Origin of the sequence: Streptomyces koelreuteriae (assembly GCF_018604545.1) — a bacterium.
GTDB classification, from domain to species: domain Bacteria; phylum Actinomycetota; class Actinomycetes; order Streptomycetales; family Streptomycetaceae; genus Streptomyces; species Streptomyces koelreuteriae.
Genome location: NZ_CP075896.1, coordinates 5,989,792 through 6,013,442, shown reverse-complemented (window position 1 = coordinate 6,013,442; position 23,651 = coordinate 5,989,792). Strand labels below are relative to the sequence as shown.

18 protein-coding genes and 1 riboswitch are annotated in these 23,651 nt (G+C 71.4%); of the genes, 12 read left to right on the top strand and 6 right to left on the bottom strand.

The window, feature by feature from the left end; genetic code table 11:
- Positions 1-2 precede the first annotated feature (2 nt).
- Positions 3-818: an SAM-dependent methyltransferase gene (locus tag KJK29_RS27085; protein WP_215121778.1), complete on the bottom strand. Its 816-nt coding sequence runs from the start codon at positions 816-818 to the stop codon at positions 3-5.
- A 175-nt stretch (positions 819-993) separates the two neighbouring features.
- Positions 994-1,103, top strand: a riboswitch (cobalamin riboswitch).
- A 137-nt stretch (positions 1,104-1,240) separates the two neighbouring features.
- Here KJK29_RS27085 and KJK29_RS27080 point away from each other — a divergent pair.
- From KJK29_RS27080 to KJK29_RS27055, 6 genes are all read left to right on the top strand, one after another.
- On the top strand, positions 1,241-2,449 hold the full coding sequence (locus KJK29_RS27080; protein WP_215121776.1) for a prenyltransferase/squalene oxidase repeat-containing protein: 1,209 nt from the start codon (positions 1,241-1,243) through the stop codon (positions 2,447-2,449).
- The gene (locus KJK29_RS27075; RefSeq protein ID WP_215121775.1) at positions 2,446-3,102 is read left to right on the top strand and encodes an SCO2322 family protein; all 657 of its coding nucleotides are present in this window, start codon (positions 2,446-2,448) and stop codon (positions 3,100-3,102) included. Before KJK29_RS27080 ends, KJK29_RS27075 begins: the two co-directional genes overlap by 4 nt.
- Before the next feature lie 4 nt (positions 3,103-3,106).
- Complete coding sequence (locus KJK29_RS27070) at positions 3,107-4,216, top strand: energy-coupling factor transporter transmembrane component T (protein ID WP_215124476.1); 1,110 nt, start codon at positions 3,107-3,109, stop codon at positions 4,214-4,216.
- On the top strand, positions 4,213-5,868 hold the full coding sequence (locus KJK29_RS27065) for an ABC transporter ATP-binding protein (RefSeq protein WP_215121773.1): 1,656 nt from the start codon (positions 4,213-4,215) through the stop codon (positions 5,866-5,868). Before KJK29_RS27070 ends, KJK29_RS27065 begins: the two co-directional genes overlap by 4 nt.
- Complete coding sequence (locus tag KJK29_RS27060) at positions 5,865-6,704, top strand: ECF transporter S component (protein ID WP_215121771.1); 840 nt, start codon at positions 5,865-5,867, stop codon at positions 6,702-6,704. The genes KJK29_RS27065 and KJK29_RS27060 overlap by 4 nt, the downstream gene beginning before the upstream one ends.
- Before the next feature lie 158 nt (positions 6,705-6,862).
- Positions 6,863-7,279, top strand: a complete 417-nt coding sequence (locus KJK29_RS27055; RefSeq protein WP_215121769.1) for an aggregation-promoting factor C-terminal-like domain-containing protein — start codon at positions 6,863-6,865, stop codon at positions 7,277-7,279.
- A gap of 67 nt (positions 7,280-7,346) precedes the next feature.
- Here the strand turns inward: KJK29_RS27055 and KJK29_RS27050 are convergent, their stop codons facing one another.
- Entirely contained in the window at positions 7,347-8,585 is a 1,239-nt protein-coding gene (locus KJK29_RS27050) for a cytochrome P450 (RefSeq protein WP_215121768.1), read from the bottom strand.
- Positions 8,586-8,802: 217 nt separating this feature from the next.
- On the opposite strand from KJK29_RS27050, the gene KJK29_RS27045 reads away from it, so the two are divergent.
- On the top strand, positions 8,803-9,972 hold the full coding sequence (locus tag KJK29_RS27045) for a steroid 3-ketoacyl-CoA thiolase (protein ID WP_215121766.1): 1,170 nt from the start codon (positions 8,803-8,805) through the stop codon (positions 9,970-9,972).
- On the opposite strand, the gene KJK29_RS27040 is transcribed toward KJK29_RS27045, so the two are convergent.
- Positions 9,960-10,247: a DUF397 domain-containing protein gene (locus tag KJK29_RS27040; protein WP_215121764.1), complete on the bottom strand. Its 288-nt coding sequence runs from the start codon at positions 10,245-10,247 to the stop codon at positions 9,960-9,962. The genes KJK29_RS27045 and KJK29_RS27040 overlap by 13 nt on opposite strands.
- The gene (locus KJK29_RS27035; protein ID WP_215121763.1) at positions 10,207-11,055 is read right to left on the bottom strand and encodes a helix-turn-helix domain-containing protein; all 849 of its coding nucleotides are present in this window, start codon (positions 11,053-11,055) and stop codon (positions 10,207-10,209) included. Before KJK29_RS27035 ends, KJK29_RS27040 begins: the two co-directional genes overlap by 41 nt.
- Positions 11,056-11,148: 93 nt before the next feature.
- Between KJK29_RS27035 and KJK29_RS27030 the strand changes: the two genes are divergently transcribed.
- From KJK29_RS27030 to KJK29_RS27020, 3 genes are read left to right on the top strand one after another with little or no spacing between them, the layout of a single operon-like run.
- Positions 11,149-11,559, top strand: a complete 411-nt coding sequence (locus tag KJK29_RS27030) for an ATP-binding protein (RefSeq protein ID WP_215121761.1) — start codon at positions 11,149-11,151, stop codon at positions 11,557-11,559.
- Positions 11,560-11,590: 31 nt separating this feature from the next.
- Positions 11,591-12,424 carry a hypothetical protein gene (locus KJK29_RS27025; protein WP_215121760.1) on the top strand — a complete coding sequence of 278 codons (834 nt, stop codon included), beginning with the start codon at positions 11,591-11,593 and terminating at the stop codon, positions 12,422-12,424.
- Complete coding sequence (locus KJK29_RS27020; protein ID WP_215121758.1) at positions 12,421-16,650, top strand: AAA family ATPase; 4,230 nt, start codon at positions 12,421-12,423, stop codon at positions 16,648-16,650. The genes KJK29_RS27025 and KJK29_RS27020 overlap by 4 nt, the downstream gene beginning before the upstream one ends.
- Here the strand turns inward: KJK29_RS27020 and KJK29_RS27015 are convergent.
- Together KJK29_RS27015 and KJK29_RS27010 are read right to left on the bottom strand one after the other, a co-directional pair.
- The gene (locus tag KJK29_RS27015; RefSeq protein WP_251057952.1) at positions 16,638-18,914 is read right to left on the bottom strand and encodes an MFS transporter; all 2,277 of its coding nucleotides are present in this window, start codon (positions 18,912-18,914) and stop codon (positions 16,638-16,640) included. The two genes, KJK29_RS27020 and KJK29_RS27015, sit on opposite strands and share 13 nt — an antisense overlap.
- 227 nt (positions 18,915-19,141) lie before the next feature.
- Positions 19,142-21,196, bottom strand: a complete 2,055-nt coding sequence (locus KJK29_RS27010; RefSeq protein ID WP_215121755.1) for a bifunctional glycosyltransferase 87/phosphatase PAP2 family protein — start codon at positions 21,194-21,196, stop codon at positions 19,142-19,144.
- 275 nt (positions 21,197-21,471) lie between these two features.
- Here KJK29_RS27010 and proP point away from each other — a divergent pair, with 275 nt between their 5' ends.
- Complete coding sequence (gene proP, locus KJK29_RS27005; RefSeq protein ID WP_251057951.1) at positions 21,472-22,863, top strand: glycine betaine/L-proline transporter ProP; 1,392 nt, start codon at positions 21,472-21,474, stop codon at positions 22,861-22,863.
- Positions 22,864-22,967: 104 nt separating this feature from the next.
- Positions 22,968-23,639 (top strand): O-methyltransferase, encoded by a 672-nt coding sequence (locus tag KJK29_RS27000; RefSeq protein ID WP_215121752.1) that lies wholly within the window; start codon positions 22,968-22,970, stop codon positions 23,637-23,639.
- Positions 23,640-23,651 lie beyond the last annotated feature (12 nt).

The window sequence follows — 23,651 nt, the reverse complement described above, 5'->3', positions numbered from 1 at the left end:
GTTCAGCGCTTGAGGGCGACACCGCCGTACTGGTGCACCTCCGCGGGCAGGCCCAGGGCCTCGGCGTCGGGACGCCAGCGCGAGCAGGACGTGACGCCCGGCTCCAGCAGCTCCAGACCGTCGAAGTAGCGGGCGATCTGCTCGGGGCTGCGCAGGATGTACGGGATCGAGCCGCCGTCGTTGTACTGCCCGATGGCCCGGAGGTAGTCCTCGCTGGTGTCGGTGGAGTCGTACTGGACGAGGTAGCTGCCGGGCGGCAGCGCGTCGACCAGCTGCCGCACGATCTCGCGGGCCTCGTCGTGGTCCTCGATATGGCCGAGGATGCCCATCAGCATGAGCGCGACGGGCTGGTCGAAGTCCAGGGTCTTCCCGGCTTCCCGGACGATCGTGCTCGGCTTGCGCAGGTCGGCGTCGACGTAGTTGGTGACGCCTTCCGGTGTGCTGGTGAGCAGCGCGCGGGCGTGTGCCAGGACCAGCGGGTCGTTGTCGACGTAGACGATCCGGCTCTCCGGGGCCACCCGCTGGGCGATCTGGTGGGTGTTGTCCACGTTGGGCAGCCCGGTGCCGATGTCCAGGAACTGACGGATGCCCTCTTCGGCGGCGAGATGGCGGACGGCGCGGGCGAGGAAGTAGCGGGCGGCGCGGGCCCCGGTCTCGATCCCGGGGAAGATCTCACGGAACGCGTCACCGGCCACACGGTCGACTTCGTAGTTGTCCTTCCCGCCCAGCCAGTAGTTCCAGATCCGCGCCGAGTGCGGAACCGAGGTATCGATCTTGGAGAGCGGCTCCTGCTCGGAGTTCTCCACCTGATCAGTCATGGACGCTCCTGCGTGTGGTCGTGGAGCTTCACGTTAACCCGTTTTGCCTCACGGACAGGATCAACTCCTCGGCGTGGTGCAGCAGTTCGACCTCACCGCACATCCGGGCGGCGACCCGAGTCCAGGAGGCGTCCAGGTGGTGTTGTCGGCACGGGAGGAAGGTACTCTCGGCCGTTTTGCTACTTCCGGGTACAGTGGGCGGGTCGTCATCACCCGTACAGGGAGAAGCCGGTGCAATTCCGGCGCTGACCCGCAACCGTGGACCGCCCTGCCAGGCGGAAGCCGGATCGCCCCGTACGGATCGTGACCGGCTCACGTGCCCGGCGCCTGCCGGTGCACGGCACCGTCGAGGTATACGGAGCCGAGCCGCCGGGGTGTCCCGTGCTGCCCGGCTCCCTCACAGGGAGAGGCACCCGCCGATCATGAACGTCCGCCGCAGCGCCGCGGTCCTGGCCGCCGTCACCGTGATCGGCGCCGCCACGCCGGCCGCCGCCGCACCGTCGCCGAGTCCGTCCCCGTCGCTCCCCTCCGCCCTGTACGGCGACAAGGACCCCAAGTTCGACGGCGTCTGGCGCCAGTCGCTCGCCCTGCTGGCCCAGGACACGGTGGGTGAGAAGCCGGCCGCCAAGTCCGTCGAGTGGCTGGTCGGGCAGCAGTGCGCGGACGGCGGGTTCGCCGCGTACCGTCCCGACCCGGCCGCCGCGTGCGACGCCAAGACCATGCTCGACACCAACGCCACGGCCGCCGCCGTCCAGGCGCTCGCCGCGCTCGGCGGGCAGGACGCCGTCACCGACAAGGCCGTCGGCTGGCTGAGGTCCGTACAGAACAAGGACGGCGGCTGGGGTTACGCGCCCGGCGGCGCCAGCGACACCAACTCCACGTCGGTCATCATCGGCGCGCTCGCCGCCGCCGGTGAGAAGCCGGACCAGGTCGAGAAGGGCGGCAAGTCGCCCGACGACGCCCTGCTGAAGCTCGCCCTCCCCTGCGGCGGGGACGACGACGGCGCCTTCGCGTTCCAGCCGGACAAGAAGGGCGAGCTGGCCGCCAACGCGGACGCCACGGCGGCCGGTGTCCTCGGCGCCCTGGGCAAGGGCATGGTCGTGGAGGAGGGCAAGAAGTCCGGCGCCACGTGCGCGGACCCCTCCACGCCGCGGCAGGCCGCCGACAACGGCGCCGCGTACCTCACCCAGACCCTCGCCAAGGACGACGACCACCTCACCTCCGCCCTCGCCGGCGCGGACCCCCAGCCCGACCACGGCAACACCGCCGACGCGGTCGTGGCGCTCGCCGCGCAGGGCGAGACCGCGCAGGCCGAGAAGTCCGTGCAGTGGCTGGAGAAGAACTCCGCCGACTGGGCCGAGCAGGGCGGCCCCGCCGCCTACGCCCAGCTGATCTTCGCCGCCCACGCGACGGGCGTGAACCCGCGTGACTTCGGCGGCACGGACCTGGTGAAGCAGCTCAACGCGACGGGCCCGGCCCCGCAGGCCCCCGACCAGGCCTCGGCGACCGACGAGAAGGACGACTCGGGGTCGGGCTTCTTCGGCGTCTGGTGGTACGTCGGGGTCTGCCTCGTCGCCGGTATCGGCATCGGCTTCCTCTTCACCGGCCGCAAGAAGAGGCAGCAGTCGTGATCCGCCGGGCCGCTCTCCTCCTCCTGGCGGCCTCGCTCCTGCTGATCGCGGGCGCGGGCCAGGCCCAGGCCGCCGGTTACCGGTACTGGTCGTTCTGGGACCGCGAAGGCGACCGCTGGGTCTACGCCACCCAGGGCCCGTCCATGGCCCGCCCCTCGGACGGCGACGTCCAGGGCTTCCGCTTCGCGGTGAGCGAGGACTCCTCCGAGGCGGCCCGGCCGCGCGGCACGGCCGACTTCACGACCATCTGCGCGAAGACCCCCGCGCAGGACGGCAAGAAGCGCGTGGCGCTCGTCATCGACCCCGGCACCAAGGCGGACGCCCCTCAGGGCGAGGCCCCGCCCCCCGCCCGGACGGCCTGCGCCCGCGTCTCCCCCGACGCGACCACGGCGGAGGCCCTCGCGAGTGTCGCCAAGCCCCTGCGCTACGACACGAACGCCCTGCTGTGCGCGATCTCGGGCTATCCGGAGAAGGGCTGCGGGGAGCAGGTGGCGAGTTCCCGGGAGTCGACACCGGCGGCGAAGAAGGACACGTCCGACGGCAACACGTCCGACGACGACGGCCCGTCCCTGGGCCTGCTGGCGGGCATCGGCGTGGTGGCGGTCCTGGGCGCGGCGGCGATCTGGCAGGTACGGCGGCGTGACCAGGCTTAGCAGCATGGACCGGATCGGCCAAGGCCCGGCACGCCCCCGGCGCCCGCGCCGAGCGCCCCTGCACCCGGGCGCCTGGTGGCTGTGGTCCCTCTCCCTGGGCACCGCGGCCACCCGCACCACCAACCCCCTGCTCCTGTGCCTCCTCATCGCGGTCTCCGCCTACGTCGTGGCGACCTGCCGCCCCCCGACCCCCTGGTCCCGTTCCTACGGCGCCTTCGTCAAACTCGCCCTCGCCGTCCTGGTCATCCGGCTTCTCTTCGCGATCGTCCTCGGCTCCCCCATCCCCGGCACGCACACCGTCGTCACCCTCCCCGAGGTGCCCCTCCCCGACTGGGCGCAGGGCATCCGCCTCGGCGGCGAGGTCACGGCCGAGGCCCTCACCTTCGCGCTGTACGACGGTCTGAGACTGGCCACCCTGCTCATCTGCGTCGGCGCAGCGAACGCCCTCGCCAACCCCTCCCGCCTCCTCAAGTCCCTCCCGGGCGCCCTGTACGAGATGGGCGTCGCGGTCGTCGTCGCCCTCACCTTCGCGCCGAACCTCATCGCCGACGTCCAGCGTCTGCGCGCCGCCCGCCGGCTGCGCGGCCGCCCGGACAAGGGCGTCCGGGGCCTGCTCCAGGTGGGCCTGCCGGTCCTGGAGGGCGCGTTGGAGCGCTCGGTGTCCCTGGCCGCGGCGATGGACGCGCGCGGCTACGGCCGTACCGCCCAGGTCCCCGCCGCAGTCCGCCGCACCACCGCCGCCCTCACCCTCGGCGGCCTGCTCGGCGTCTGCGCCGGAACGTACGGCCTGCTCACCGCCGAGGGCGCCGCCTACGGCATGCCCGTCCTCCTCGTCGGCCTCGCCGCCGCCCTCGCGGGTCTCCGGCTCGGCGGCCGACGCTCGCTGCGCACCCGGTACCGCCCGGACCGCTGGGACGTGCGCGCCCTGCTGGTCGTCGCCTCCGGCGTGGCGGTCGCCGCGCTGCTCGTGCTCGCCGCCGTCCGGGAGCCCACGGCCCTGCACCCCGGCGTGGTGCCGCTCGTGGCCCCCACGCTCCCCGTCTGGCCCGCGGCGGCGATCCTCCTCGGCCTGCTGCCCGCGTTCGTCGCCCCCGAGCCCAAGGAACCGTCGTGATCCGCTTCGAGGACGTCTCCGTCACCTACGACGGTGCCTCCGAACCCACCGTCCAGGGCATCGACTTCGAGGTCCCCGAGGGCGAACTCGTCCTCCTGGCCGGTCCCTCCGGCGTCGGCAAGTCCACCGTCCTGGGCGCGGTCAGCGGGCTCGTGCCGCACTTCACCGGCGGCACCCTGCGCGGCCGGGTCACGGTGGCCGGACGCGACACCCGCACCCACAAGCCCCGCGAACTCGCCGACGTCGTCGGCACGGTGGGCCAGGACCCGCTCGCCCACTTCGTCACCGACACCGTCGAGGACGAACTCGCCTACGGCATGGAGTCCCTGGGCCTCGCCCCCGACGTGATGCGCCGCCGCGTCGAGGAGACCCTCGACCTCCTCGGCCTCGCCGACCTCCGCAACCGCCCCATCGCCACCCTCTCCGGCGGCCAGCAACAGCGCGTCGCCATCGGCTCGGTCCTCACCCCGCACCCCAGCGTCCTGGTCCTGGACGAACCGACCTCCGCCCTCGACCCCGCAGCAGCCGAAGAGGTCCTGGCGGTCCTCCAGCGCCTCGTCCACGACCTCGGCACGACGGTCTTCATGGCCGAACACCGCCTGGAACGAGTCATCCAGTACGCCGACCAGGTCGCCCTCCTCCCGACCCCGGGCGCACCCCCGATCGTCGGCCCCCCGGCGGAGGTGATGGCGGTGTCCCCGGTGTATCCCCCGGTGGTGGCTCTGGGCCGACTGGCAGGTTGGACACCGTTGCCGCTGACGGTCCGTGACGCGCGACGAAGGGCAGCGGATCTACGCGGACGGCTGGACATCGCCCCCAAGGGGCGCGGGGAACTGCGCGACCAGCCACAACCAACCCGCACCCGCGAACGGTCCACACCCCCCACCCTCCTGGGCGAAGTCCAATCCCTCTCAGTAACCCGCTCCCGAATCCAAGCCCTCACCCACATCACCCTCACCATCACCCCCGGCGAAACCATCGCCCTCATGGGCCGCAACGGCGCCGGAAAATCCACCCTCCTCAACGCCCTCGTCGGCCTCATCACCCCCACCTCGGGCACCGTCAAACTCGGCGAATCCACCCCCCACCGCACACCCCCCAAGGACCTCGTCCGCAAGGTCGGCCTCGTCCCCCAGGAACCCCGCGACCTGCTCTACGCCGACACCGTCGCAGCCGAGTGCACGGCAGCCGACCAGGACGCCCAAGCAGCACCCGGCACCTGCCGAGCCCTGGTCACCGAACTGCTCCCGGGCGTCACCGACGACACCCACCCCCGGGACCTCTCGGAGGGCCAGCGCCTCGCCCTGGCCCTGTCCGTCGTACTGACCGCCCGCCCCCCGCTGCTCCTGCTGGACGAGCCCACCCGAGGCCTGGACTACGCGGCGAAGGCCCGCTTGGCCGGTGTGCTGCGCAAGCTCGCGGAGGAGGGGCACGCCATCGTGCTGGCGACGCACGACGTGGAGCTGGCCGCCGAGATCGCCCACCGGGTGGTGCTCCTGGCCGAGGGCGAGGTGATCGCCGACGGCCCGACGGCGGAGGTCGTGGTCTCCTCGCCGTCCTTCGCCCCGCAGGTCACCAAGATCCTGGCCCCGCAGCACTGGCTCACGGTCAACGAGGTCCGCGCGGCGCTCCAGTCCGGGACGGACGCGTGAACGCCCAGCGCCAGGCCCGGGCCGTCCGCCTCGGCCCCCGCTCCCTCGCCGCCCTGCTCCTGGTCAGTGCCGTGGGGGTGGCCGCGTTCGGCTGGCCCTTCCTCGCCCCGCCCACCTCGCAGCTCAGCGCGCACGCGCAGGACGCGCCGTGGCTCTTCGCGGGCCTGCTGGTGCTGCTCGTGGGGGTGGTGGGCGCGGCGATCTCCGAGTCCGGTCTCGGCCCGAAGGCGGTGGCGATGCTCGGCGTGCTGGCCGCGACGGGGGCGGCCCTGCGGCCGATCGGCGCCGGTACGGCCGGGATCGAGCCGATGTTCTTCCTGATGGTGCTGAGCGGCCGGGTCCTCGGCCCGGGTTTCGGGTTCGTGCTCGGCTCGGTGACGATGTTCGCGTCCGCGCTGCTCACGGGCGGGGTGGGCCCGTGGCTGCCGTTCCAGATGCTGGCGATGGGCTGGTTCGCGATGGGCGCGGGCCTCCTGCCGGGCCCGGACCGCCTGCGCGGCCGGACGGAACTCGTCCTCCTGGCGGCCTACGGCTTCCTCGCCGCCTTCGCCTACGGCACGGTGATGAACATGGCGGGCTGGCCCTTCATGAGCGCGCTCGCCTCGAACGTCGCCTTCGACCCGCAGGCGACGGTCCCCGCCAACCTGGCCCGTTTCGTCGCGTACTGCCTGGCCACCTCGCTCGGCTGGGACCTGGGCCGGGCCGTCGTCACGGTCGTCCTGACCCTCACCCTCGGCCCGGCGGTGCTCAGGGCCCTGCGCCGCGCCACACGCCGGGCGGCGTTCGAGACGCCGGTCACCTTCGACACCCCGCCGAGCGTGAAGCACCCCACGTGACTCAGGTCACATACGAAGCGAGGCCGTAGAGACCGCCCCCGGTCACAGGCCGGACCGCCGCTCCGCATGCGGTCACCCCTAGTAAAAGGGGGCATTGCGGGCATTCGCGAAGACTGTTTCCGTGGACGACTGCCCCGCCCACGACGAAAGGTCACCGCGTGCCCGCCGCATCCGTCCTCCGCCGTGCCGCCACCCCGAAGAACGCCCTCGCCGGTACCGCCCTGGCCGCGGCCACCTGCGGCACCCTGATCGCCGCCGCGCCCGCCCACGGCGCGACGACGGGGGCCTCCTCGGCGAAGACGGTCGCGAAGAAGATGATCGGCGACGACGCCCAGTACGAGTGCTTCTCCGAGATCGTCGAGCAGGAGAGCGACTGGGACGTGAACGCCCAGAACACCTCCAGCGGCGCCTACGGCCTGGTCCAGGCCCTGCCGGGCGCCAAGATGGCCTCGGCCGGTTCCGACTGGAAGACCAACGCGGCCACCCAGATCGAGTGGGGCCTGGACTACATGAAGGACCGCTACGGCAGCGCCTGCGGCGCCTGGGACCACTGGCAGTCCCACGGCTCGTACTGAGCCGGCCCCACCCCCAAGACCGAAGGCGGCGGCCCCCCGATCCCCGGGGCCGTCGCCTTCGCCCCACTCAGCCGGCCGTACTCACCCGGAGCTCCTTCACCCCGTTGATCCACGCCGACCGCAGCCGACGCGGGTCCTCGACCAGCCGCAGCCCCGGCATGGCGTCGGCGATGGCGTTGAAGATGAGGTCGATCTCCAGCACCGCGAGGGACTTGCCCAGGCAGAAGTGCGGGCCGCCGCCGCCGAAACCGAGGTGCGGGTTGGGATCGCGGGTGACGTCGAAGTCGTCCGGGTCGTCGAAGACCTCGGGGTCGTGGTTGGCGGAGGCATAGAAGAGGCCGACGCGGTCGCCCTTGCGGATCCGCTTGCCGCCCAGCTCGGTGTCCTGGGTGGCGGTGCGCTGGAAGGCGGCGACCGGGGTCGCCCAGCGCACGATCTCCTCCGCCGTCGTCGACGGCCGGTCCCTCTTGTACAGCTCCCACTGCTCGGGGTGGGTGAGGAAGGCGTGCATGCCGTGGGTGATGGCGTTGCGGGTGGTCTCGTTGCCCGCGACGGCCAGCATCAGCACGAAGAAGCCGAACTCGTCCGAGTTGAGGTTGCCCTCGTTCTCCGCCGCGACCAGCTGCGTGACGATGTCGCGGGCGGGGCACTGCTTGCGGTCGGCGGCCATGTTCATCGCGTAGGCGATGATCTCCGTGGCCGACTCGGCGCCGACCTCGGCGGTGATGGCGTACTCGGGATCGTCGTACGCGATCATCTTGTTCGACCAGTCGAAGATCTTGTCCCGGTCCTCCTGCGGGACGCCCATCAGCTCCGCGATCGCCTGGAGGGGCAGTTCGCAGGCGACCTGGGTGACGAAGTCGAACGGCCCGGAGTGCGCGCGGGCGTTCGCGACGATCGCCAGGGCCCGGGCCCGCAGCCGTTCCTCCAGGGCGCGGATCGCCCGGGGCGTGAAGCCGCGCTGCACGATCTGCCGGACCCGTGTGTGCTCCGGCGGGTCCATGTTGAGCAGGATGAACCGCTGCGCGTCGATGGAGTCCCGGTCGATGTGCTCGTTGAAGCGGATGATCGCCGTGTTGAGGTACGACGAGAACAACTCCGGGTGCGTGGAGACGTACTTGACGTCGGCGTGCCGGGTGACGGCCCAGTACCCCTCGTCCTGGAAGCCGGCGACATTGGCCGGCTGCGGCACCCAGCAGACCGGCTCGACCCGGCGCAGCTCGGCGAACTCCGGCAGGGGCACGCGTTGATGCAGCAGGTCCGGGTCGGTGAAGTCGAATCCCTCGGGCAGCGCGGGACAGGGCATGGGCGGCTCCCACCACTCGTACCGACTCTTGTTCTGACGGCCCATCAGCTGTGCGGAGTTGCGGTGACGGTAGTAACGGGTTCTACAACTAGCAAGAGGCATGGACCCCTCAATTGCCCGCACGACCCTTGCGGTCACCGAGTGGCGCTCAGCACACTGCTGACAGAACTAGAACGCGTACTAGTTCCGCGTAGCCTCCCGGAGAGGACCCGCACCCATGGCTGCCGAACCCGTGATCGTCGAAGCCGTACGCACCCCGATCGGCAAGCGCGGCGGCGCGCTCGCCCATCTGCACCCGTCCTACCTGCTGGGTGAGACCTACCGTGAACTCCTGGGCCGCACCGGCATCCCCGCCGACTGCGTCGAACAGATCGTCGGCGGTACGGTCACCCACGCCGGCGAGCAGTCCATGAACCCCGCGCGCACGGCCTGGCTCACGATGGGGCTGCCCTACGAGACGGCCGCGACGACCGTCGACGCGCAGTGCGGGTCCTCCCAGCAGGCCTCCCACATGCTGGCCAACATGGTCGCCGCCGGCGTGATCGACGTCGGTATCTCCTGCGGCGTGGAGTCGATGTCCCGGGTGCCGCTGGGGTCGGGCTCCAAGCACGGGCCCGGGAAGCCGTTCCCCGACGAGTGGAACGTCGACCTCCCGAACCAGTTCGAGGCAGCCGAGCGCATCGCCCGCCACCGGGGCCTGACCCGCGAGAACGTCGACGCCCTCGGGCTCGCCTCCCAGGAACGGGCCGCCCACGCCTGGGCGGAGGAACGCTTCAAACGAGAGACCTTCGCCGTCCAGGTCCCGACGACGGAGGAGGAGCAGCACGCCGGGCAGGGCATGTGGCGCCTGGTCGACAAGGACGAGGGTCTGCGCGACACGTCGGCGGAAGCGCTGGCCTCCCTGAAGCCGATCATGCCTACGGCGGTGCATACGGCCGGCAACTCGTCGCAGATCTCCGACGGGGCGGCGGCGATCATGTGGGCGTCGAAGAGGATGGCTCGTGCGTTGAAGCTGCGGCCTCGGGCGCGGATCGTGGCCCAGGCGCTGGTGGGAGCCGACCCGCACTTCCATCTGGACGGGCCGATCGACGCGACGAACGCCGTGTTGGGCAAGGCCGGGATGTCCCTGAAGGACATCGACCTCGTCGAGATCAACGAGGCGTTCGCGTCCGTCGTCCTGAGCTGGGCGCAGGTCTTCGAGCAGGGCCTGGAGAAGGTGAACGTCAACGGCGGTGCGATCGCACTCGGGCACCCGGTGGGAGCCACCGGGGCCCGGCTCATCACGACGGCGCTTCATGAACTGGAGCGCACGGACAAGGAGTTCGCGCTGATCACCATGTGTGCGGGGGGCGGTTTGGCCACCGGCACGATCATTCAGAGGCTGTAGTCGCCGTCCGTCGTCGTCCAGTTGACGAAGGTCGTGAACGCGGCGGGGTCGAGGGTGAGGATCGGTCCCGCCGGGTTCTTGGAGTCGCGTATGGCGATGGTGGTGTGGGGGGTTTCGGCGATCTCGATGCAGTTGCCGCCCTGATCGCTGCTGTATGTCGACGCGCGCCAGGCCAGGGCCCCGATCGGCGCGCATTCGACGCAGTTGCCGCCTTGATCGCCGCTGTAGCTGGACTTACGCCACCGGATCCCCGTCGGAATCGCGTTGCTCGCCATAGCGTTCCTCCATCACTCGCCGCATCAACTCCGCCGAATCCCTGAGGGAGAGCGCGGCGGCCTGAAGATGATCGTAACGGAGCGAGCAGTCCTTGACGGTGTCCGGATTCGCGGTGGGATGCCCGCTGCCGTAGCCCTCCGTGTAGACGATGGCCGGGTCGCTCGCGAAGCGGTAGACGTCGAACGAGCCTTGCAGTCCCGCGTGTGCTCCGGCCGAGAACGGCAGCACCTGGATGTTGATCCGAGGGTTGTACTCGAAGGACAACAGGTGGGCGAGTTGCTCGCGCATGGTCTCCCGGCCGCCGACCTCCAGGTACAGTGCGGCCTCGCTGAGGATCGCCCAGAAGACAGGCGGCTCCTCCTTCTCGAAGATGCCCTGGCGCGCCAGTCGTACGGCGGTGCGGTCTTCGAGGTTGCTCTTGTCCAGCACACCGAGCACGGCACACGCGTACGCACGGGTCTGGAGCAGGCCCTGGACCATGAGCGCCTCGAAGGAGCAGATCTCCACTGCTCTCGCCTGGAGCTCCGCCACCTGCTGAAACCAGGCCGGAAGTTGGCTACGCAGCACCAGGTCGACCAGTCGGGACAACTGCCCTCCCGTCTCCAGCGCCGCATCCGCCCGTTGACTGAACTCCGGCGTCGGGAGCTTCCGGGCCGTTTCGATCTGGCCGACGAGCGAGCCGGTGTAGTTGACGATCTCCCCGAGCTGTTTCTGCGTCAGCCCGGCCGCCTCTCTGTGCCGCCTCAGCTCGAAGCCGTAGTAATCCAAGGGGGACGCACCCGGGTCAAGGGCGTTGATGTGGGTCACGGCAGTAGCCCCTCTCACGCAACACGGCCCACTACAGGACCGGTTGTATCCGTTCCGTAGCCGAGGGTAGTCACCGCACGTCAGCCTCGTCCTGTGAATGAATACTTTCCCGCCCAGTACACGATCCGGCTCACCGTCGGTGAACACGCCGCCCAGCACATCCGCCGTATCGCCCGCTCCTTCCTCGAAGAGTGGCGCATGCCCGAGCTGTCCGACGCCGTCGAACTCGGCGTCACCGAACTGCTCGCCAACGTCGTACGGCACGTCCCGGACCGGCGCTGCACCCTGCTGTTGCTGCGGCAGCCGCACGGCGTGCGCGTGGAGGTGTCGGACGGCAGCAACCGACTGCCCGTACCCCCGCCCCGGCAGGACCCGGAGTCCGAGAGCGGCCGGGGACTGCTCCTGCTCGACGCGATGGCCGACAAGTGGGGCGTGTCGGTGTGGCGTGACGGTGGGAAGACCGTGTGGTTCGAATGCGGGGCCGGGGCCGTCGCCCTAGAGTGAAGGGTCCTGCTGAGCTCGGGGGACGGGTGCGATGGCGCGGATCGTTGGTGTGCACGGGGTGGGGAAGCAGCGGCTGGGGAGCAAGACGCTGCTGAAGGAGTGGGAGCCGGCGCTCGCCGACGGGCTCGACCTGGCGGGCGGTCCGGAACTCACCCCCGGTGACCTGCGGATGGCGTTCTACGGCGATCTGTTCCGGCCCCCCGGGCACACCCTGGCCGTCGGCGACCCGATGTTCACGGCGAAGGACGTGGAGGACGGGTTCGAGTCGGAGCTGCTGCTGGAGTGGTGGGCGGAGGCGGCACGGGTCGATCCGGGCGTGCCCCCGCCCGGTGGGGACACGCTGGTCCGCTCCCCGCGTGCCGTGCAGGCGGCCCTGCGCGTCCTCCAGCACTCGCGCTACTTCGCCGATGTGACCCTGCGGGGGCTGGTCTTCGACCTGAAACAGGTCCGCCGCTATCTGCTGGACGGGGAGCTGCGGGCGGCGGCCCGGAGCCGGGTCGAGGAGGCGATAGGCCCCGACACACGGGTGGTGGTGGCGCACTCGCTGGGCTCGGTCGTCGCCTTCGAGGCGCTGTGCGCGCTCGAAGGGCACGGGGTGCGGGCGTTGGTGACGCTGGGGTCGCCGCTGGGGATGCGGATGGTCGTCGACCGGCTGCGTCCCGGGCCGGAGACCTGGCCCGGGACGGCGTCGTGGACGAACATCGTCGACGAGGGCGATGTCGTGGCGGCCGTGAAGGACCTCTCGCTGTTCTTCGGGGCGAACGTCGTCGGCAAGGTCGTACACAACGGCTCGCACGCGCACGACGCCACGCTCTATCTGACGGCGAAGGAGACGGGCGCGGCGGTGGCGGAGGGCCTGGCATGAGCGGGCCCGAGCCCCGGCGCTTCCTCATCGCGACCGCGGTCAGCCACTACCCGAACGCGGCGGCGGAGCTGGAGTGGGACCGGCCCGGACTGGTGGAGGCCCGTCGCAAGGTGGTGGAGCTGTTCACCGGAACGCTCGGCTACACCCACGTGTCCGACCTGGGGCTGAACCCGACCAAGCCGCAACTGCTGCGCGAGTTGCGTGAATTCTGCCGTGCCCCGGACCGCCGCCCGGACGACATCGTCGCCGTGTACATCGCGGGGCACGGGGAGATCCTCGACAACGGCGACTATGTCCTGCTCACCGCCGACACCGAGCCCGACGACCTCTACGACGCGCTGCTGCCCGGCACGCTGGCGCGCAAGATCCTCGCCGGGACGCAGGTACGGCGGCTGCTGCTGATGCTCGACACGTGCTTCTCCGGGCAGGGCGGCAACGAGTTGCTGGCCGCGATGTCCCGTTGGAAGAGCGACTGGCGGGAGGAGGAGTCCGGTCTTGCGGTCATCACCTCGGCGCAGCCCCGGGAACTGGCGCGGACGGGCGCCTTCCCGGAACTGCTGACGGAGGCGGTGACCAGCCTCGCCACGGCCGGTTACACCCCGCCGCTGCTGGCCCTGGACGCGGTCGTGAACGCCACGCGCACCAACCCCAAACGCCCGGACTTCCAGCACATCGGCCTGGAGATCATCGGGCTGACCGGTGAGATCCCGCCGTTCCTGCCCAACGCGAAGCACAGCCAGCGCCTCTCCCACACGGACTTGGCGCTGCAACAGGCCGCCGAGTGGGACGAGCAGGACAAGCGCCGGGACGTGGAGTTCCGGTCGCGGCTGCTGCGGCGGGCGATGGGGCACAGCGATCCGAGCAAGGTGGGCTGGTGGTTCTCGGGCCGTCACCGGGCGCTTCACGACATCACCGAGTGGCTGGGCGACCCGACGGCGGAGGCGTGTCCGGCGCTGGTGGTCACCGGGGCTCCGGGTTCGGGCAAGACGGCCGTACTGGGTCTGCTGGCGGCGGTGAGCGACCCCGAGTACCGGCGTACGGTGCCGCTCTCGTCGATCGGACTGCGCGAGCATCAGCTTCCGCCCGAGGGGGCCATCGGGACGACCGTGTACGCGCAGAGCCTCACCGACCAGCAGGTCGTGCGGGCGGTCTGCGCGGCGCTGCGGTTGCCGCCGGCGGAGGCGGTGGCGGACCTGCTCAACCACCTCGGCGCCCGGCCCGCACCCGACCGCCCTCACGTCATCCTCATCGACGGCCTGGACGAGGCGGCGACGCCGACGACCCTGTGCGGCCAGGTCTTACGTCCGCTCATGGAACTGGCGGCCCCTCACCTGCGCCTCCTCCTCGGCACCCGCCCCCACCTCTTCGGGCCCCTCGGTCTGTGCCAGGACGACCACGTCGACCTCGACTCGGACCGGTACGCCGACCCGGACGCCGTCCTCGTCTACACGCTGCGCAACCTCCTGGACGCCCACCAGGACTCCCCGTACCTCGATTGCCCGCACCGGGTGCGCATGGGTGTGGCGGAAGCGGTCGCCGACGCCGCGGGCAACTGCTTCCTGGTCGCCCGCATCACGGCGGGCACGCTCGCCGCGACCCCGGCCCTGCCCGACCCCCGGGACCCCGTCTGGCGCCGCTCCCTCCCCCGCGCGGCGGCCGACGCCATGCACCACGACCTGCACCAGCGCTTCGCCGACGACGCCGACCGCATCCTCGACCTCCTGCGCCCCCTCGCCTACGCCGAGGGCCAGGGCCTCCCCTGGGAGGACATCTGGGCCCCACTCGCCTCGGAGCTCTCCGGCCGGACGTACACCAACGACGACCTCTACCAACTGCGGCGGGACGCCGGGGCATACGTCGTCGAGGCGAAGGAGGACGAGCGGTCGGTGTACCGGCTCTACCACGAGTCGATGGCGGAGTATCTGCGCCAGGGGCAGGACTCGGGGCGGGCGCATCGGGCGTTCACGGTGGTGTTGCGGGGGGCGGTGCCGTATCACCTCGACGGCGCGCGCGACTGGGGGCGGGCGCATCCGTATGCCTTGCGGCACCTGGCGACGCATGCGGCTGCGGGTGGGCTGCTGGACACGCTGCTGGCCGATATCGAGTACCTGGTGCACGCGGAGTACGAGACGTTGATGCCGCGTCTGCTGGAGGCGGAGGGCGAGGAGGCGCAGCTGAACACCGCGGTGTTCCGGTCCTGCCTGCATGTGCTGCGTGATCTCGACGCGGCGGCTCGGCGGCAGGTGCTCGCGGTGGAGGCCGCGCGGTTCAATGTGCCGCGTCTTGTCGAGGCGCTCAACGGGAGGGCGGATCGCCGTGCTTGGAAGCCTTTGGCGGCGTCCGGTTCCCGGCTGTCGAGCAATCTGCGCAACGCGCTCACCGGGCACACGGGGCTGGTGAAGGCCCTGGCCTGCACGGAGGTGAACGGCCGCCCGGTCGCCGTCACCGGGTCGCAGGACAGGACCGTACGGATGTGGGACCTGATCACGGGGGCACCCGTCGGCAACGCCATGACCGGACACAGCGACGACATCGAAGGAGTGGCCTGTACCGAACTGGACGGACGCCCGGTCGCCGTGTCCGTCGCGCGCGACAAGACCGTACGGCTGTGGGACCTCGGAACCGGCCGGGCGGTCGGCGAACCGATGCGCGGTCACACCGAGCCCGTCTACGCCGTCGCCTGCGTGGAGCTGGACGGCCGCCCGGTCGCCGTCACCGGGGGCTGGGACAGCACCGTGCGGGTGTGGGACCTGGCGACCGGCCGGGCCGTGGGCGAGCCGGTGAAGCACGTCGGCCAGGTGAACTCCCTGGCGTGCGCCGTGCTGGACGGCCGCCAGGTCGTCGTCACCGGCTCGACGGCATCCCTGGACCTCTGCGACCTGAGAACCCGTCGGCGCCTGAAACGGCTGGACCGGCGTAGCCACTCCCCCTGGTACAAGGGCGTGGCGTGCACGGTTCTGAACGGCCGCCCGGTCGTCGTCAGCGCGGACAGGGCAGGGCGGGTACGAGTCCGGGATCTCGGGAACGGCCGGATGATCTGGGAGTTCAACGGGCACGAGGGCTGGGCGTCCTCAGTGACATGTGCGGTGCTGAACGGCCGACAGGTCGTTGTCGCCGGGTACCAGGACGGCACGGCGGAGATCTGGGACCTCGAAGCCGGCCGCTCGGCGGGGCCGCCCCTCAGCGGCCACGCCTTCCCCCTGCTGACGGTGGCGTGCATCGAGCTGGCCGGGCGGCCGGTCGTCATCACCAGCGCCTTCGACACCCTCCGGATCTGGGATCTCTCCCGCCGGTCCTTCGGCAGCCCGATCGTCGGGCACACCCAGCGCGTATCCGCGGTGGGCCACGCCGTGGTGGACGGCCGGCGGATCCTCGTCAGCGGGTCCGAGGACACCACCATGCGCAGGTGGGAGCTGTCGGCGGGCCTCAGCTCCACCGAGCCGCTCCCCCACCACCGCAGCGAGGTGAGGTCCGTGACCTGCCGGGTGCTGGACGGCCGTCCGGTCGCTGTCTCCAGCCCCAGGAAGGGCGCCGCGCTGGTCTGGGACATCGCCACGGGCCGGGCGGTCCACACGCCCCTGGAGCACGAGGGCGAGGCCGACCTCTTCCAGTCGTTCACGGCGTGTGTGGAAATGGACGGCCGCGAAGTCGTGGTGACGGGCAGGACGGACGGCTCGGCCCGGGTGTGGGACCTGGCGACCGGCGAGTTGAGAGACCGCTTCGACTGCCCCGATCTCGGAACGTATGCCGACTGCGGCGTCATCGACGGGCGCCCGGTCATGGCGGCGGGCTCACCGTACAGGCCGCTGTACGTCCATGACGTGACCACCGGCCGCAGGCTCGGCCAGGCACCGGACTCTCACACGCTCAGAGACGTCGCCATCGGCCGGCTGCACGACCGTCCCATCGCGGTGACCACCGCTGAGGACGGGACCGTACAGATCTGGGAGCTGCCCGGCTGCCAACCCCTCGGCGAGCCGCTCACCGGCCACACCAGGTCGGTCTGGAGGGTGACCCTGACCGAACTCGACGGCCGCCCCGTCGCCCTCACCGGCTCCGCCGACAACACCCTCCGCATCTGGGACCTGGAACAGCGCACCACCCTCCACGTCATCCACCTGCCCGGCCCGTGCAACGCGCTCTCCCTCAGCGACGACGGGCTCCTCGCCTGCGCCTTCGGCAACGACGTCGCCGTCTTCAGCAGAGACGCCCGTCAACTGTCCTGATGCGCCAGCTGCGGATGGACGTCGTTCGGGCTCCCCCCGTCCACCCTGACGGTCGTGGCGACCGGCGCGTACCCGCTGGCGATCAGGGAGTAGTCCCCCGCGTCCAGGTCCGTGAAGGCGTACGCCCCGTCCGTGCCGGTGGTGGCCGTGCCCACGACGTTCCCGGCGGCGTCGACGAGGGTGACGCGGGCGTCGGCCACGGGGGTGCGGTCGGCGCCCGTGCGGACGACGCCCTGCAACCGCGCGCCGGGGTGCAGGAGCAGCTCAAGGCCGGTGGTCGGGGCGCCGGGCGGCAGGGGGAGGGCGGCCGGGCGGTAGCCGGTGGCGTTGACGGCGATCGTCAGGTCACCGGCCGGGAGGGGGCCGAAGCCGAACGCGCCGGTGGCGTCGGTCGTGCCCGTGGCCAGGACGTCGCCGCGGATGTCGGTCACGACGACCATCGCGCCTTCGACCGGCAGCCTGTCGTCGGCCGTGGCGACCGTGCCCGCGAGGCCGCTGCCGCCGGACAGGACCACGTCGTGGGGCAGCGGCTCCTCGCCGAGTACGAGGGTGGTGGCCTGGGGCTGGTGGCCGTCGGCCGCCGCGATCAGGACGTAGGAACCGGCTCCGGGGGCGGTCAGCCGGTAGTGGCCGCCGGTGTCGTGTGACACGGTCCGGCCTACCTGGCGTCCGGCCAGGGAGATCAGGGTGAGCGTGGCGCCCGTCATGGCGTTTCCGGCGCCGTCGGTCACTCGGCCGGTGACGACCGGGCCCGTCTCGGCGACAGACGCGGGCTCGCGCTCGGGCTCCGGCTTCCGCTTCGGCTTGCGCAGCAGCACCGCCCCCACCACCGCCGCCAGCAGCGCCAGCGACGCCGCGACGATCAGGCAGAGCTTGAGGCCGTCGAGGAAGGACTCGGACAGAGCGCCCAGGGCGCGGCCGGTGTCAGGGCCGAGGTTCAGGCGGGACACGGCTCCCAGCCCTGCCGTGTCGACGGCGGCGGTGACCTGATGGGCCGTCGAGCCGTGGACGCCGGCGTCGGCGAGGTGGCCGGGGAGGGCGTCGGTGGCCTTGGTGGTGAGCAACGTGCCCAGGACTGCGGGCCCGAGGGCGCCGCCGACCTGGCGGAAGGCGTTGTTGCCGGCCGCCGCCATACCGGCCAGGTGGTGCGGGACGGACGCGACGGCCGTGGCGGTCATGGGGGTGATGACGAGGCCCATGCCGAGGCCGAGCAGGGCCAGTCGCCAGGCGAGCGGACCGAACGCGGTGTGCGCGTCGAGGGCGGTCAGGGACAGCAGCCCGCCAGTCGTCGCCAGCAGGCCGGTGGTGATCAGGGCGCGGGCCGGGATGCGGCGCATCAGCGGTCCGACGACCACTCCGAGGAACAGGCTCACCGCCGTCACCATCAGCATGCGGTAGCCCGCGTCGAGGGTGTCGAGCCGCTGCACCATGCCGAAGTAGAGGCTGAGGACGAAGAAGAAGCCGATCAGGCCCAGGAAGCTGATCATCGCGATGAGCGTGGTCGCGCTGAAGGCGGCGCTGCGGAACAGCGTCAGGTCCAGCATGGGGCTCGGGCTGCGCCGTTCGGCCAGGACGAAGGCGAGGGCGCCGACGGCCGCGAGGGCCAGGGCGACGACGACCCGGGGCTCGGAGAAGGACTGGGCGCCGCCCTCGATGACGCCGTAGACGAGCGCGACGATGGTCAGCGCGGCGGTGAACTGGCCGGGCCAGTCCAGCTTGCGTGAGCCGGGGGCGCGCGAGTCGGCGACCAGGGGGACGGCGAGCGCCATGGTGAGGAGGGCCACGGGTATCGCGGGCAGATAGATCCAGTGCCAGGCGGTGTGCTGGAGGATCACGCCCGCCATGAGGGGGCCGACGGCCAGCGCCAGCGACAGGGAGGCGGCCCACAGTCCGACGAACTTGGCGCGTTCGTGGGGGTCGGGCACGGCGTGGCTGATCAGCGCCAGTGTCGTGGGCAGCAGCGCCGCCGCACCCGTCCCGGCCAGCGCCTGCCCGGCCCACAGCACCTGGACCGACTGCGCGCTCATCGCGACGGCGGCCCCGACGGCCGAGAACAGCAGGCCCGCCTGGAAGACCTTCTTGCGGCCGTGCACGTCTCCGACGACCCCGGCCGTCAGGATGAGCGCGGCCATGGGCAGCACGAACGCGTCCGAGACCCAGGACAGTTGGGAGGTCGAGGCGTGCAGGTCCCGCTGGATCGCGGGGAGGCTGACGGAGACGGTGGTGACCGGCAGGTAGGCGACGAACACCCCGATGCAGGCCATCAGGAGTGTGCCTTTCGGACTCCGCCGAGGTCCGTCAGCCGTCGTTGCCACGTTCACAGAACCCTCCATGTCGCTCTTCGGGTGGACAGCGAGGCACACCTTTCAGCCACCCGTGGCCGAGAGCCAGCCAGCGCCCGGCCGGGCACCGAAAACCGACATGTGGAGGGCATTTTCGACGGTTTTCCGACACACCGATCCGGCCGGTGGGGCACGTCAGACGACGTGTGTCAGCCGACGGAACTGGTCGAGCGGCCGGTGCTCGGGTCCGCCTCCCGGGACGCCCGGCGCGCGGCGGCGGTGTCCGCCCGGGGCCCGGACAGCAGATACGTGAGGCCGAAGCCCGCCCCGACCACCACCGCTCCCCCGGCCGCGTCCAGCACCCAGTGATTGGCCGTCACGACGATCGCGGTGCCGGTGAGCAGCGGATGCAGCAGGCCCAGGGCCTTCATCCACCACCGGGGTGCCAGCACCGCGATCACCACTCCGCACCACAGCGCCCAGCCGAAGTGCAGGGACGGCATGGCCGCGTACTGGTTGGTGACGTCCGTGAGGGTGCCGTAGTCGGGCCGGGAGAAGTCCTGGACGCCGTGGACGGTGTCGATGAAGCCGAGGGTCGGCATCAGGCGTGGCGGGGCGAGGGGGTAGAGCCAGAAGCCGACCAGGGCGAGGAGAGTGGCGAAGCCGAGGGCGGAGCGGGCCCAGCGGTATGCGGCGGGGCGGCGCCAGTACAGGACGGCGAGGACGGCCAGCGGGACGAAGAAGTGGAACGACTCGTAGGAGAAGTCGAAGAAGGCCCGCAGCCAGTCGGTCCGCACCACGGCGTGGTTGGCCCAGTGCTCGATGTCGAGGCGCAGGGCGCGTTCCAGGCGGAGGATCTGCCAGGCGTGCTCCTCGGCCTCGGCCCGCCCGGCCGAGACGCTGCCGCCGTTGGCCGCCAGCCGGACCTGGGAGTAGGCGGCGTAGGCGATGCGCAGGAGGAGAAGCTCCAGGAAGAGGTTCGGGCGGGTGAGGACCCGGCGCAGGAAGGGCAGCAGCGGCACGTGCCGGAAGCGGGACGGGACGGCGGGCGCGTACTCGGTCGGGATCGGTGACCGGTAGTACGGGGAGGCGCGGGACAGGAACGGGACGGCCACGGCGGCGGCGAGGGCGGCGAGCAGGACGAGTTCGGTGCGCAGCGGGTCCAGTGCCGTGATGTCCGGGAGCAGCAGCCTGGTCGGCAGGGTCATGACCAGGATGACGGCGACGGGCCATACGTACCGGTCACGGGCGCGTCTGCCGGCCAGGCCGACGATCGTGAGCAGCACCCACAGCAGCTGGTGCTGCCAGGCCGTGGGCGATACGACGATGGCGGCGCAGCCGGTGACCGCGACGGCGAGGAGGAGTTGCCCGTCGGCGACGTAGCGGACGGCGCGGCGCAGGGCGAGGACGGCGACGGCCGCGCCGAGGGCCAGGAAGAGCGCGACTTCCAGGGGGCCGTGCAGGCCGAGCCGCAGCAGGGCGCCGTGCAGGGACTGGTTGCCGAGGTCGTCGGCCCGGCCGCCGAGGCCGACGCCGGCCAGGTGGTGGACCCAGTAGACGGAGGAGTCGTGCGGCATCGCAGCCCAGGCGAGCGCGGTGCAGGCGGCGAAGGTGACGCCGCCGGAGAGCGCGGCGCGTCTGCGGCCGGTGCACCACAGCAGGGGCGTGAAGAGCAGCAGGGTGGGCTGGAGCGCGGCCGCCACCCCGATGAGCAGTCCGCTGGTCCGCTGTCCGTGGGCGACGAAGCAGCCGAGCAGGACGAGCAGGACCGGGATGATGCTGGTCTGCCCGAGCCACAGGGTGTTGCGGACCGGCAGGGACAGCATGAGCAGGCCGATGGCGACGGGGGCGGCCAGCAGCGCGGTGCGGCGGCCGACGGGCTGGGGCAGGGCGCGGGCGGCGATCAGGCCGAGGGCGGCGACCAGCAGCAGCGTGCCGAAGGTCCAGCCCCAGCCGAGGGCCTGTTCGGCCGAACGGGTGAGGGGCTTGAGGGCGAGGCCGTTGAAGGGGGTGCCGGTGAAGCGGGTCGAGTCGTAGAGCGAGCCGTTCACCTGGAGGACGCCGCTCGGCCCGACCCAGGTCTCCAGGGCCGTCAGCCGCTCCCCGCGCGGGGTGCCGAGGACGACGGCTACCTGCCGTGCGGCGAGGACGGCGACGATCAGCCACAGCCCGAGGCAGGCCAGGCGCAGGCGTGCGTGAGGCCTGCCGACGGCTGTCGCTCCGAAGGCTTCCGTCGGTCGTCCGCCGCGCTCCGCATTCGCCACGCCTCGTCGGCCTTCTACCCGGTATGACCTTTACGCCCCCTTCATCCGGTTGACGATAGTGCGCGGGGCGCGCGGTTGCCTCCCGTGGACGCGATAAGGATCACATCAAGATCACGTGGGAACGGCACGTGAACGGGCATGCGTGCCTGCACAGCCGGTGTTTAGATGCACCCTGCAACGAAAGGCATACCGCCCGTGAGCGGGCATTCTCCGCCTATCGTCGCCTTTTCGGCCCGTTCGACAGCGCCGCCGCGCGGACCGCGTTCCTGTCCCCGATGAAAGGTAGGCGAGCGAGTCTTGTGACTGCCTCAGTCATTGCTCCCACGTCCGCGCTCAAGAACCGCACGAAGGCCCAGGACACCACCGTCACCGACCCCGCGCTCGTCAAGCGCGCCGTGAAGGCGGCCGCGCTCGGCAACGCGATGGAATGGTTCGACTTCGGTGTCTACAGCTACATCGCGGTCACCCTGGGCAAGGTCTTCTTCCCGTCGGGCAACCCCACCGCGCAGCTGCTCTCCACGTTCGGCGCCTTCGCCGCGGCCTTCCTGGTCCGCCCCCTCGGCGGCATGGTCTTCGGCCCGCTCGGCGACCGCGTCGGACGCCAGAAGGTCCTCGCGCTCACCATGATCATGATGGCCGCGGGCACCTTCGCGATCGGTCTGATCCCGTCGTACGCGACGATCGGTGTCGGCGCGCCGATCCTGCTCCTCGTGGCCCGCCTCGTGCAGGGCTTCTCCACCGGCGGCGAGTACGCGGGTGCCTCCACCTTCATCGCCGAGTACGCCCCCGACAAGCGGCGCGGCTTCCTCGGCAGCTGGCTGGAGTTCGGCACCCTCGCCGGTTACATCGGCGGCGCGGGCCTGGTCACCCTGATGACCGCCCTGCTCTCCACCGACGACCTGACCTCCTGGGGCTGGCGCATCCCGTTCCTGATCGCGGGCCCGATGGGCATCATCGGCCTCTACCTGCGGATGCGCCTGGAGGAGACCCCGGCGTTCGCCGCCGAGGTCGAGAAGGCCGAGACGAACCGGCCCAAGGTGCCGCTGCGCGAGATGGTCACCGGCCAGTGGCGCGCGCTGCTGCTCTGCGTCGGCCTGGTGCTGGTCTTCAACGTCACCGACTACATGCTGCTGTCGTACATGCCGAGCTACCTGACCAGCGAGCTGCACTACGACGAGACGCACGGTCTGCTCGTCGTCCTCGGTGTGATGGCGCTGATGATGATCGCCCAGCCGTTCATGGGAGCGCTGACCGACCGCGTCGGACGCCGCCCGGTGATCGCCGCCGGCTGTGCGGGCTTCCTGCTGCTGTCCGTCCCGGCCCTGCTGCTGATCCGCGAGGGCAGCCTGCTCGCGGTCGGGCTCGGCATGGGCGCGCTCGGCATGCTGCTGGTGTGCTTCACCGCCGCGATGCCCTCGGCGCTCCCGGCGCTCTTCCCGACCCGGGTCCGCTACGGCTCGCTCTCCATCGGCTTCAACGTCTCCGTGTCCCTGTTCGGCGGCACGACCCCGCTGGTGGTGACGGCCCTGATCGGCGCGACCGGGGACATGATGATGCCCGCGTACTACATGATGGCCGCGGCCGTGATCGGTGGTTTCGCGGTGTGGCGCATGACGGAGTCGGCGGGCCGCCCGCTGCCGGGCTCGGCGCCGTCCGTCACGGAATGAGACACGCCGGGTGAAATCCCCCTGGCAGCGGACCGCCGCACCAACTATCTTCGACAGCGCCAGTAGTTAGGGAATCTAACTATGCGTACGAAAGGTAGAGGTGCATGAGCGAGTCGCACGTCTGGGACGAGGTCGACGCCTACTTCACCACCCACCTCGCACCGGACGACGAAGACCTGGCGGCGGCGCTGCGCGACAGCGACGCCGCCGGGCTTCCGCACATCAACGTCGCGGGCAACCAGGGCAAGCTCCTCCAGCTCCTCGCCCAGATCCAGGGCGCCCGCCACATCCTGGAGATCGGCACCCTCGGCGGCTACAGCACCATCTGGTTGGGCCGCGCCCTGCCCGCCGACGGGCGGCTGGTCTCCCTGGAGTACGACCCCGTGCACGCCGAGGTCGCCGTCCGCAACATCGCCCGCGCCGGTCTCGACAAGCTGGTCGAGGTGCGGGTCGGCCCGGCCCTGGAGTCGCTGCCCAAGCTGGCCGACGAGAACCCGCCCCCGTTCGACCTGGTCTTCATCGACGCCGACAAGGCCAACAACCCGCACTACGTCGAGTGGGCCGTGAAGCTCACCAGCACGGGCAGCCTGATCGTCCTCGACAACGTCGTCCGCGGCGGCCGGGTGACCGACGCCGGCAGCACGGCCTCGGACGTGGTGGGCACCCGCACCGCGATCGAACTGATCGGCAGCCATCCGAGGCTGAGCGGGACGGCGATCCAGACGGTCGGCACGAAGGGCTACGACGGGTTCGCGCTGGCGCGGGTGCTCGCCTGAGATCCCCTGGTC